This is a genomic window from Winogradskyella forsetii (genome assembly GCF_013394595.1).
Lineage (GTDB): Bacteria > Bacteroidota > Bacteroidia > Flavobacteriales > Flavobacteriaceae > Winogradskyella > Winogradskyella forsetii.
In genome coordinates, this window is sequence record NZ_CP053348.1 from 3,328,650 (window position 1) to 3,340,647 (window position 11,998).

At 34.8% G+C, this 11,998-nt stretch carries 12 protein-coding genes; 6 read left to right on the forward strand and 6 right to left on the reverse strand.

The genetic code is table 11. The features are described from left to right. The first annotated feature begins 37 nt into the window (after positions 1-37). The 3 genes from HM987_RS14440 to HM987_RS14450 are packed head-to-tail and all read left to right on the forward strand — an operon-like array spanning position 38 to position 1,432. A complete protein-coding gene (locus HM987_RS14440) occupies positions 38-889 on the forward strand; it encodes a glycosyltransferase family 2 protein (protein WP_179008754.1) in 852 nt (283 codons plus the stop codon). A 16-nt stretch (positions 890-905) separates the two neighbouring features. Further along, positions 906-1,151, forward strand: a complete 246-nt coding sequence (locus tag HM987_RS14445; protein WP_179008755.1) for a hypothetical protein — start codon at positions 906-908, stop codon at positions 1,149-1,151. After that, positions 1,151-1,432 (forward strand): type II toxin-antitoxin system RelE/ParE family toxin, encoded by a 282-nt coding sequence (locus tag HM987_RS14450; RefSeq protein ID WP_179008756.1) that lies wholly within the window; start codon positions 1,151-1,153, stop codon positions 1,430-1,432. The genes HM987_RS14445 and HM987_RS14450 overlap by 1 nt, the downstream gene beginning before the upstream one ends. A gap of 92 nt (positions 1,433-1,524) precedes the next feature. Here HM987_RS14450 and HM987_RS14455 read toward each other — a convergent pair whose 3' ends face one another. Together HM987_RS14455 and pafA are read right to left on the reverse strand one after the other, a co-directional pair. Beyond that, positions 1,525-2,331 (reverse strand): DNA/RNA non-specific endonuclease, encoded by an 807-nt coding sequence (locus tag HM987_RS14455; protein ID WP_179008757.1) that lies wholly within the window; start codon positions 2,329-2,331, stop codon positions 1,525-1,527. Between the two features lie 9 nt (positions 2,332-2,340). Further along, positions 2,341-4,008, reverse strand: a complete 1,668-nt coding sequence (gene pafA / locus HM987_RS14460; RefSeq protein ID WP_179008758.1) for an alkaline phosphatase PafA — start codon at positions 4,006-4,008, stop codon at positions 2,341-2,343. Between the two features lie 100 nt (positions 4,009-4,108). Here pafA and HM987_RS14465 point away from each other — a divergent pair, with 100 nt between their 5' ends. Together HM987_RS14465 and HM987_RS14470 are read left to right on the forward strand one after the other, a co-directional pair. After that, positions 4,109-4,858, forward strand: coding sequence for an MlaE family ABC transporter permease (locus tag HM987_RS14465; protein WP_179008759.1), 750 nt, complete (start codon positions 4,109-4,111; stop codon positions 4,856-4,858). A 2-nt stretch (positions 4,859-4,860) separates the two neighbouring features. Beyond that, on the forward strand, positions 4,861-5,628 hold the full coding sequence (locus tag HM987_RS14470) for an ABC transporter ATP-binding protein (RefSeq protein ID WP_179008760.1): 768 nt from the start codon (positions 4,861-4,863) through the stop codon (positions 5,626-5,628). A gap of 1 nt (position 5,629) precedes the next feature. Here HM987_RS14470 and HM987_RS14475 read toward each other — a convergent pair whose 3' ends face one another. From HM987_RS14475 to HM987_RS14485, 3 genes are all read right to left on the reverse strand, one after another. Beyond that, positions 5,630-7,123, reverse strand: a complete 1,494-nt coding sequence (locus HM987_RS14475; RefSeq protein WP_179008761.1) for a DUF389 domain-containing protein — start codon at positions 7,121-7,123, stop codon at positions 5,630-5,632. A gap of 71 nt (positions 7,124-7,194) precedes the next feature. Then, positions 7,195-8,286, reverse strand: coding sequence for a mannose-1-phosphate guanylyltransferase (locus HM987_RS14480; RefSeq protein ID WP_179008762.1), 1,092 nt, complete (start codon positions 8,284-8,286; stop codon positions 7,195-7,197). Between the two features lie 59 nt (positions 8,287-8,345). Next, positions 8,346-8,945 (reverse strand): SprT-like domain-containing protein, encoded by a 600-nt coding sequence (locus HM987_RS14485; protein ID WP_179008763.1) that lies wholly within the window; start codon positions 8,943-8,945, stop codon positions 8,346-8,348. A 78-nt stretch (positions 8,946-9,023) separates the two neighbouring features. Here HM987_RS14485 and HM987_RS14490 point away from each other — a divergent pair, with 78 nt between their 5' ends. Next, positions 9,024-10,229: a glycoside hydrolase family 172 protein gene (locus HM987_RS14490; RefSeq protein ID WP_179008764.1), complete on the forward strand. Its 1,206-nt coding sequence runs from the start codon at positions 9,024-9,026 to the stop codon at positions 10,227-10,229. A gap of 144 nt (positions 10,230-10,373) precedes the next feature. Here the strand turns inward: HM987_RS14490 and HM987_RS14495 are convergent, their stop codons facing one another. Beyond that, positions 10,374-11,963, reverse strand: coding sequence for a vWA domain-containing protein (locus HM987_RS14495; protein WP_179008765.1), 1,590 nt, complete (start codon positions 11,961-11,963; stop codon positions 10,374-10,376). Positions 11,964-11,998 lie beyond the last annotated feature (35 nt).

The following is an 11,998-nucleotide window of genomic DNA, read 5'->3' on the forward strand; positions in this document are numbered from 1 at the left end:
GTTTGCCTAGCTTTGGAATTCAGTAATTGAGATTTTAATGAACTTCCACATCATCATCCCAGCACATAACGAAGAAGATTACATCGGTAAAACTTTGGAATCGTTGGTTGCTCAAACGGTATTGCCAAAAAAGTTGGTTGTCGTTAATGATAATTCAAGTGATGGTACACAAAACGTTGTTGAAGAATATGCCTCAAAATTTCCTTGGATTTCATTAGTAAATTCAAAATCGTCAGATACGCATTTACCCGGTTCAAAAATAATTCATGCCTTTAATAAAGGTTTGGAATTACTGGATGCCGACTATAACATCATCTGTAAGTTTGATGCTGATTTAATTTTTCCTGAGAATTATTTAGAACTATTAGCCAACCATTTCAAATCGAACAAAAAATTGGGTATGGCTTCTGGGTTTTGCTATATAGAAAAAAATGGACAATGGGTTTTAGAAAATCTAACCAACAAAGATCATATAAGAGGCGCACTCAAAGCATATAGAAAAGATTGTTTCAATCAAATAGGGCAATTAAAACCATCCATGGGTTGGGACACGGTTGACGAATTGTTGGCAAAATATCATGGTTGGGACATTTTAACTGATGACACGCTTCATGTCAAACATTTAAAACCAACTGGACAATCTTACAATAAAGCTTCTAAATATTTACAAGGAGAAGCGATGTTTAAAATGCGTTATGGATTTTGGATCACGTTAATTTCTGCTTTAAAATTGGCTTACAAAAAAGGAAACTTCCAGTTGTTTAGAGATTATATGTCTGGTTATTTTAGAGCTAAATCAAATAAAAAAGAGTATCTGGTTTCTAAAGATGAAGGGAAATTTATTCGGAATTTGCGTTGGAAAGGGATTAGGAATAAATTTGGTAAATGAGTATCTTTGAATTGATATGACTATAGAGAACAAAAAATTAGATTTAATTCAATGGTTAACCTCACTAACTGATGAGCACATTATAAGTAAATTATATGCTTTAAAGCAAGGTTCTGATATTGATTGGTACGATGAGTTAACAATTGCTGATAAAAATGCTATTACTAAAAGTATTGCACAAGCTGATGCAGGAGAGACTATTTCACACATTGAAGTGAAAAGCAAAATAAGGTCAAAAATACAACACATTAAGAATGATTAATGAAAGTTAGTTGGACTCCTTATGCATTAGAATCTTACGAATCTGTAATTGATCAATTATTTATCAACTGGAATATAGATATTGTTGAGCGCTTTGAAAACGAAATAGAAGCACTTATTGAAAAAATTGAAAAGCACAATTATATCTGTCCTAAATCTAAGATATACAACTTACATAGGTGTGTTATAAACAAACATAATTCCTTGGTATATAGACTTAAAGATTTAGATTCTATAGAAATCATCCTAGTTATTTTTAATAAAAGTGAGCATATTTTTTAGAATTGCAAAAGCTTTAAAGAAACTATAGACAAATTTCGTGATTTGCCCTTAGTTTTTTTATCAAATTAGAGATTTGCCGTCGCAAGAATTCGTTAAAAACTCCAACTCTTGTAACCGCTAGATCCTTCCAACTGATCTTCAATAGTATCATCCAACACCGGAAAGAAATCAATTCCTGTCAACGCTTCAATAGAATCCACTGGAACCACAAATTTATATAGTGGTACATCCGAATCCTTATGTTCCATTAAAAACGCCAACATCTTAATTTTACCATTAGTATTATCCAAAATAACCTTAAAAAATTGATTGGGAACCGAAACAGCTTCGTCACCAATAGATTTCAAATTATTTTCTAAAACGCCACCAGTAATCACGAAAACTCCATCATTCTTTTTTGCCCAATACCTTACTTTTTGCTCTAGTCGATTCCAAACTCCAGCATTAAACTGATGTTCTTGAGGCGTGATGTTACTGGTTAAAAAGGTTTCATCATGGGCTTCTTTAGTGAATCGTCGATCACCAGCAGGACACAGATGCCCTTTATCGTAACCCGACTTCTTATAATTTCGCCAATGTGCTGCTCCAGTATTCACGGCGGAATCGATTTCAAAATAAGGCCTTTTGTGGTTAGTAGAACTTAGGTGCGATGCTTTTAATTCGTACGCCACCCATTCTGCTTGTTCGTGAGGCTCACTATAGGAGAGGGAGTAATTTTGATGGTGTACAATTTGATTGGTCGTGCTTGTGGGCAAATAATAAGCGTTGGTAGTTGCCTTAATGGTTTTACCTTCTTTTACAATTTCGGCTTTTTCTTCAGAGTTAAGAAAATGGTCGTAACTGTAAATGCCAATAACTATGATAACGGCGATAATTGTAAAAATTGGTTTTCGCTTCAAATCACTGTCTTAATCAATCACAAACCCCAAAGGTCGCCCAGTAGCAGAATTAGGAAAACTAATCCCTAAAAGCGCAGAAATAGTTGGCGCAATATCCGGAATTACCGTTTTATCAAACGTTTCACCATGTTTTATACCTTTTCCAAAGAACAATAATGGCACATGCGTATCGTAATTTTGTCCGCTTCCGTGTGTAGAACCTGTTCTGCCATATGGAATAAACGAAGGGTCATTGACCAAAATAACATCACCTGAACGTTTTTGGTTAAAGCCGTTTTGTAACAACTCCTCTAACCCTGTAGAAAAACCACTAGTACTCATAGTTGTTGCGGTATAAACTTTATAAACATTTTTGTAACCCAATTGCTCCATGGCAATGGTATTCTGAACATCAATAAGATTTAATCCTAAATCTTTCACTTTGTCCCTATCCAAAAAAATCTGGTCGTTGCTAATATTCTCAACAATACCTTCCGAGCCATAAGTCGTTTTTAAAAACGCATTAAATTTTTCTTTTCTGTCGTTCCTATCCACATAACCAGAAGGTACTTTAACCGAAGTTAAATAAGAAGGCACATCTACTGCACCATGATCTGCAGTTAAGAAAACCGTGTATTCTCCTTTCCCGACTGTTGCGTCTAAATACTCAAAGAAACGCTCTAAATCTTTATCTAAACGAATATAGGTGTCTTCAATCTCTTTAGAATTCACGCCAAAATTATGACCTACATAATCAGTAGCAGAAAAACTTACTGCCAAGACATCCGTAATCTCATCTTCGCCCAAATTTTCTGCTTTAATGGCTTCCATGGCAAAATCTGCGGTTAAGCTGTTACCATAAGGCGTAGCTTTTAAAATATCAAATCCGCGATTGTCTTTGCTCAACGCTTTTAGATCATAAGGAAACGTAGCTTTTTCTTTGCCTGTAAAACCACCTTCAAAGGTATTTTCATCTGTTCCACTTTCTGTATATGTTGAAATATCATAGAGCGTATTCCACTCTTTCAGATAAGATTCTGCTTTCTCAGTAGCATTAAAATCTTTTACCCATTGCGGCAAATCATTCATATAAAATGTACTCGAAATCCACAAGCCTTCATCCAAGCCATGAAACCAATAGGCCGCATTTGCCGTGTGCCCAGCCGGTAAGATGGCACCTCTGTCTTTTAAAGAAATCCCAATGGTTTTACCTCGCATCTGCGTAAACAATCTGTTCTCGTCGCCAAAGGTTGTGGTTTGCATTCTATGCGGAGACATTTTGCCAGCGTTATGCGCTGTACCTACTGATTCTACACTATCATCACCTGCACAATACACCATTTCTTTTATCTCTTTATCATAAAAATTATTGCCTATAATTCCATGATATTTTGGTGTTGTACCCGTATAAACTGACGTATGACCAGGACCAGTATAAGTTGGCACATAATTAAAATGGTTGTTTTTGCAGTTAAAACCTTCACGTATCATACGTTTAAAACCGCCATCTCCAAACTTGGAGTCGAATCGTGTTAAATAATCGTAACGCATTTGGTCTACCACGATACCAACCACTAATTTTGGTCTAGCATTCGATTCCATCGAAGGACTTTTCCCTTTGTTAGGAAGTGTCGTATTTTGAGAACCACAAGAGCAAAACAAAAACAAAATGGCTATTAAAGTGAAGAAATTTTTCATTTGGATAAGACTTTCAATTGAATCTCAAAAATACAATTTTTATGTTATCTTATTTTTAATTTAAGGTAATATCCTAATCATTTTTTATACTTTAGCATTAATGAAAACACCCAGCACTTATCTATATAATATAGGTACTTATTTTATAATGATTAAGGATATTTTTCGCAGACCTACTAAATGGTCTGTGATGAAACCTTTAATTCTAAAAGATATTGACGATCTCATTATTGGATCATTAGGTATCGTTGCCTTTATATCATTTTTTGTTGGAGGCGTTGTTGCTATTCAAACCTCGTTGAATATGACGAGCCCAATTATGCCAAAATATTTGGTTGGATTTGCCACCAGACAATCCATAATCTTAGAATTTGCACCAACATTTATTTCTATTATCATGGCTGGTAAAGTAGGTTCTTTTATAACGTCAAGTATTGGGACGATGCGAGTTACAGAACAAATCGATGCACTGGAAGTTATGGGCATCAATGGAATAAACTATCTTGTTTTTCCTAAGTTTATTGCGTTGTCGCTTTATCCATTTGTGATTTCCATTGCTATGTTTTTAGGAGTTTTGGGAGGTTTGGCAGCTTCGGTTTATGGTGGTTATGTTACTGTTGAAGATTTTATTGAAGGTGTGAAAACCGATTTTATTCCCTTTCACTTTATTTATGCTTTTGCAAAAACATTTGTATTTGCGTTTTTATTAGCTACCATTCCTTCATACTATGGTTATTTTATGAAAGGTGGCGCTTTAGAAGTTGGTAAAGCTAGTACCACATCTTTCGTTTGGACCAGTGTTATGATTATATTAACCAACTTTTTACTAACCAGTTTATTACTAGGCTAATTATGATAGAGGTTAAGGATTTAAATAAATCGTTTGGAGATGCACATATTTTAAAAGGCATCACGACTTCTTTTGATAAAGGAAAAACCAATTTGATTATCGGTCAAAGTGGCTCGGGTAAAACGGTGTTTTTAAAATGTCTGTTGGGTTTATTTGAATATGAAAAAGGCTCCATTTGTTACGAAGGAAGAAATTTTAGTAAGTTATCAAGAGATGAAAAAACCGACTTACGTGCCGAAATGGGAATGGTATTTCAAGGCAGTGCGCTTTTTGACTCCATGACCATTGCGGAAAACGTGATGTTTCCTTTACGTATGTTTACCAAACAGAGTAAGAGTGAAATGCAAGATAGGGTAAATGAAGTTTTAAAGCGGGTCAATTTAGATAATGCAAATAATAAAATGCCAAGTGAAGCTTCAGGAGGCATGCAAAAGCGAGTGGCTATTGCTAGAGCTATTGTTAACAGACCAAAATATTTATTTTGTGATGAACCTAACTCTGGTTTAGATCCGAAAACGGCAATTGTTATCGACAATTTAATTCAGGAAATAACGGACGAATTCGATATTACCACAGTGATCAATACGCACGATATGAACTCTGTAATGGAAATTGGAGAGAAAATCGTATTCCTTAAAGATGGCTTATTAGAATGGGAAGGTTCTAAAGAAACTATCTTTAAAACAGAAAACGAAGCTGTGACTAACTTCGTTTATTCCTCTGAGTTATTTAGAAAAGTTCGTAAAATGTATTTAGACGAGGATCACTAATTTAATTTCGTTTAATAAATACCGTATCTACTTTTAGTTCGTTTTTCAACCATTTTTGTAAATCACGTTCCTTAATTAATATAAGACTGTCAGAAAGTTTAACTTTCCATCTCACATTAGCAACCGTTACTGTATCGATATTTATAAAATCCTTGGACTCTAGCATTTTCGCATATCCAAAATATTCAAGGTCACTAAATCTTACTTTAGCATCTCGAGAAAGTGAACTAAATGACACCGCATTTTGATTGGTATTTTTAGACTCAATGAGCTTATTTAGGTTAGAGATATTAGTTTCTAATTCTGTGATTTGTTTTTGAAGACCATCAATAACATTATCCTTTCGATCTAAATCTGCATAAGCTCTATCTAAAGACTCCGTTAAACGATCAGCACTTCTTGTTTTGTTGGCATTAATTACCAACTCAAAGTCCTGAAGGTTTTCATAGTTTTTTTTCTCATTCTGTAAATCGGAAATCATCTCATCACTGACATCTCCATTAAAGTAAAAACTGATTTTCTTTGTATCCTTATTAATGTCTTTTCGTTGCAACCACAAATTAGGATTGGTGTCAATTTCATTTTCAACATAATTCTTAAAATCCCTTTCGTATTTGCTTTCTTGTAATACGGTTAAAAATGTCCAAATTGCAGGAATCATTACTATAATGGCTACAATTGTTGCAATCCTGGAAATACGCTTACGTTTTGCCGAATTGGCATATTTAAGCATTGGAAAACGCAGGATTTTTAAGACCAAGAATGTTGCTAAGGCAATGAAAATCGTATTAATGGTAAACAAGTACATCGCACCACCAAAATAAGCCCAATTCCCTTCTGCCAAGCCATATCCTGCTGTACAAAGAGGTGGCATTAACGCCGTCGCAATGGCAACACCAAAAATAACCGAGGCTATTGTCCCTCTTTTTGTTCGTGCTATAATTAAAGCTAAACCACCAAAGAAGGCAATCAAAACATCTCTAATATCTGGTCTTGTTCTTCCTAAAAGTTCAGAGGTTTCTTCACTTAACGGAAATAACCAAAAGAATAAGAATGCGGTCAGCAAGCTTAACACAATCATGGTCATTAAGTTGATGAGCGACTTCCGTAACGTATCAATATCATTGATAGCTATTGACAAACCAACTCCTAAAATAGGGCCCATTAACGGAGAAATTAACATGGCACCGATCACTACTGCCGTAGAATTGGCATTAAGACCAATAGAAGCTACAAAAATAGAACAGACCAAAATCCATGCGGTTGCGCCCTTGAACGGAATATCAGCTTTTATAGCTGTTATGGTAGCGTCTCTATCTGTATCCTCCCTAAAATCGAGCAGCTCACTTAAAAACGTTTTTATGCTTACAAACAAGCCTTGAGCATCTTTCTTTACGGCTTCTTTCTTTTCTTCAACAGCCGCCTCCTTATTCATCTCGTTGGTGATCTGCGAGTTTTCCTCTTCAGAAAAATTGAATTTATTTTCGTCACTCATATTAAAAATGCAATAATTAGAAGTTTAGTAATGCCTGATGGTTAATTCTACTCATGCCATATTCAAAATGCTTATCCATAGGATTCCCCAAATTTAGCTTTCACATTTTGAAGCACTTTTTTTATATCTTGTTCTTTTTCCTTAGGAAAGATAAGTAAAACTTCGTCTTTATCTACAATGATGTAATCTTTTAACCCATCAACTACGACAACTTTATCTTTTTTTGAACGAATCATGTTTCCGTTGGCATCTTCGAGCAAAGTTTTGGCATTGACAACTGCATTGCTATTTTCGTCTTTATCTAGCTTATCGTATAGACTGCCCCAAGTTCCTAGGTCGTTCCAGTCGAAGGTTGCAGGAATCACATACACATTATCGCTTTTTTCCATCAGTGCATAATCTACGGATATGTTTTCTGCTTTTTTGTAATTATCTTTTATGAAATCATCTTCCGATTCTGTATTATAAACGCTATAGCCACTTTCAAAAAGTTGAAATAATTTCGGTTGATTATTTTTGAAGGCTGAAATAACTGATTTTGCACTCCACATAAAAATACCAGCATTCCATAAGAAATTTCCTTGGCTTATAAAGGATTTTGCAGTTTCATAATCTGGCTTTTCCCTGAATTGATCTACCGACTTCACTTCGGCTGCGCTCAGTGACCTTTCTTTATCGTATTCTATATAACCATAACCCGTATTTGGAAATGTTGGAGTAATACCCAAAGTCATCAAAGCATCATGAGATTCGCAATAGTCAAATGCTGTTTTAACATTGTCTGAAAACGCTTGTTCATCTTCAATCCAATGGTCGCTTGGTGCAACAATCATCACCGCATCTTCATTTTCTTTTTGGATTTTTAATGAAGCATACAAAATACAAGGTGCCGTATTTCGCATTGCTGGTTCTAAAAGTACTTGTCGTTTTGTGACACTTGGTAGTTGTTCAAAAACAAGATCATTATAACGTTCATTGGTTAAAATGAAAATATTTTCCTCAGGAATCAATTGCGCCAAACGATGAAATGTCTTCTGAATCAAGGTATCTCCTGTTCCTAGCATATCGTGAAACTGCTTAGGAAAATCCTGAGTACTTACTGGCCAAAATCTTGAACCTACTCCACCTGCCATTAATATGGCGTAATAATTTTTATTTTTCATATAATTTTTTTCAGTTGGTCTTCTTAAAAACTTGAAGTTTCTGTTTTCATAAGGCATATTTATTTCTCCAACAATTCCACCTCGGCATTTGGATTAAACAAATATAACTTACCTGACTTAACTTCGACACATTCATATCTCTTTCTTCTTTTATTGCCTTTTCTAAACACTCTACCATTGTAAAGCTTAAAGGTTTGATTCAAAGGTAATTCAAATACATATGTTTTATCATTGTCTTCGTTGAATTGCTTTAAGGCCAAGGCGAGTTGCGTGTCTGTGTCGCTAGACGCTTTTGGATTCTTAAAATGATTGGCTAATAAAGGCAATAATTCTGAAGGGAAAATTTCAGGTCGTAAAAAAGGTAACATTAGATGCTGAAAGGTGTACTTCCACTCTTTCCCGTGTGGTTTTATAAATCGACCGTATTTTTTATAAGCTTCATAATGGGCGATTTCGTGAATTAAGGTAATTAAAAACCGATAGCAGTTCAAATTAGAGTTTACAGTAATCTGATGCTTTCCATTTGGTAATTCCCTGTAATCGCCATGTCGTGTTTTACGCTCGTTCTTCACTTTTACCACCAAGTTATCTGTAGCTAAAAGTGCAGTCACCATTGGGTTTGCCGCAGCAGGAATATAATTTAAAAGCTTGGTTTGCATTGAGACAAAAATAACTGTTTTCTAAAATATTCATACGAATTTGATTAACTTTAAAATCTAACTTTTCAACACATCACCATGAAAATAATGTTATCATCTATACTACTTTTCTTGACCATCGCCCAATATACGTGTAGTGGCCAAGAACTTTTTGATATGCCAAAAGATAAAAAAACAAAATGGATAAGTTTTGAAAACCAATCGGGAGACAAAGGCAAAGGAGGTATAGAGAACAAAGGAGCAAAAGGCCATGCTTTTAATGCTTTAAAAGCAGGTGAATCTGTTGACCTCATGGACTTAGAAGGTAGTGGTACGATTCGAAGAATATGGATGACCTTCAATGATAGAAGCCCAGAAATGTTGCGCGCCATTAAAATTGAAATGTTTTGGGATAATAGTGAAACTCCTGCTGTATCTGCACCAATCGGAGATTTTTTTGGTATCGGACTCGGACAGCGTTTACCATTTCAAAGTAAATTGTTCTCTGATCCTGAAGGTCGATCTTTTAATTGCGCCATTCCAATGCCATTTAAAAAACATGCCAAAATTACCATAACCAATGAATCGGATCAACCGCTCAATCAGCTATTTTATGATGTTAATATTTTAATGGAAGCGCATGACGAAGACATGCTTTATTTTCATTCCTACTGGAGCAGAGCAAACAAAACTAAATTTGGGAAAGATTTTGAAATTTTACCTAAAGTTACTGGTAAAGGCCGTTTCATTGGCACTAACATGGGAGTAAAAACAGATCCTGAGCTAGAAACCACTTGGTATGGTGAAGGCGAAGTAAAAATGTATATAGACGGCGATTCGGATTACCCGACTCTAGTGGGCACAGGGACCGAAGATTATATTGGCACGGCATATGGACAACAAACGTATAGCCACATGTACCAAGGCTCACCAATTGCAAATACTGAAAAGGGAATATTTGCTTTTTATCGCTATCACATTCCTGATCCTGTTTATTTTTATGATGATATTTCAGTAAGTATTCAAATTATGGGAGGTGCAGGCAAAGAAAAAGTACAGGAATTTATTGACAAAGGCTTAAATGTAAAACCCGTAACCTTACACAATGACCTCACATTCATTAAATTACTGGAGCTAGAACCTGAAGTAAAACTCAGCGACCCTTCTTTGCCAAATGGTTGGACCAATTTTTATCGTGAAGATGATGTTTCTGCCACAGCTTATTTCTATTTGGATCAACCGCAAAACGAACTTTCTGAAATCGCTCCAGTAGAAGAAAGAACTGCTGATTTACCAAAAAAATAATATATTATCAAACCTTCTAACTTGCAGCTAATAGTAAACTTTTTTAGGCTCACTCTCCTATTTGTTCATTTAGGAAAAATGCATTTTTTAGAAAAACAAGAAACACTCTTAATCGTTAATTAAAAGTGTTTCTCATTAGAATTATTATTGTTCTTTAGATAGCAAGAATGCGGTTTCAATCATACTGACCAATTCTTGCCTGTAGCCATTGGTATCTATTCCTTTCGCAGATTTAGCAAGATTTTCTAACATGTCATAAGACATAACACCTTTGTATTTTGAATCTCTTAAAATTAATCCGAAGCCTGCTACCGCAGATGAAAACCTAAAGTTATCTGAAGTGGCGTCTAATTCTAAACCCCTGTCATTGATAGTCTCGGTTATTAAAATACTCGCTTCTTCTTTAGGTTTTTTATATCTAAATTTAATGGTAAGCATCTCGTCATTACGCGTCGCACTTGTGATTTCTGACTTTTGATACTTTAAAGCATCATGCTTTTCAATAGGGTCATTTGAATTTGCAGGAACTACTTCGTACAAAGCCGTTACTGTATGACCTGCACCTAACTCTCCTGCATCTTTTTTATCATCATTAAAATCCTCATCTTTCATTAGTCTATTTTCATACCCAATTAAACGATAGGCTTTAACTTGTTTGGGATTAAATTCAATCTGAATTTTCACGTCCTTAGCAATAGTAAACATATTTGCTCTCATATCTGTAGAAAAAACTTTTTTCGCCTCTTTAATGTTGTCAATGTAAAAGTAATTCCCATTGCCGGCATTACTTATTTGCTCCATTCTTCCGTCTTTATAATTACCCATTCCAAAACCACAAATAGTCAAATAAATATCCTCTTTTTGTTTTTCCTCTATCAATCGCACTAAATCAGAACTCGAAGAAATTCCCACATTAAAATCGCCATCAGTTGCTAAAACCACTCTGTTATTCCCATTTTTGATAAAGTTTTCCTTTGCAATTTTATAAGCTAATTCTATACCTTGTCCTCCAGCGGTAGAACCACCAGATTCAATTCTATCCAATGCATTTAAAATCGTTTCTTTTCGATATACAGTTGTGGAAGGCAGCACTAATCCAGCAGCACCTGCATAAGCGACAATTGCTACTTTATCATTCTCATTGAGTTCATTGAGCAATAATCCTAGTCCCTTTTTAAGTAGTGGTAATTTGTCATTGGAGGACATTGAGCCCGAAGCATCAATTAAGAATACAAAATTGCTGGATTTTAAATTATCATAGTCTATGGATTTTCCTTGAATTCCAATATGCACCAATTTGTGTTCCGTATTCCAAGGACAATTGGAAACTTCATTAGAAAATGAAAACGGATGTTTGTCCTTTGGTTGTGGATAATCATAATCAAAATAATTAATCATTTCTTCAATTCGTATAGCATCCTTTGGTGGCAATTGATTATTGTTCAGAAATCGTCTCACATTGCTATAAGATGCATTATCAACATCTATTGAAAATGTTGATAATGGGTTTTGCATCGCATCCCTAAAGCTATTTTCATAGATTATATCATACTCTTCTGTGTTATGTTCTAGTAGGCGTTCTTCATCTGTTGCGACCTCATAAACATCTTTATCATCCATATCATAAATTACACTCTTAGAATTTTTGTGATTAGCATCACAAGCAATTAGCATGGTTAATACTGCCAATACGGTTGAAAATTTAATTCCTGAATTAAATGGTTTTGCTTTCATAATTTTATATTTTTAAACGTTATACAAGCAAACCT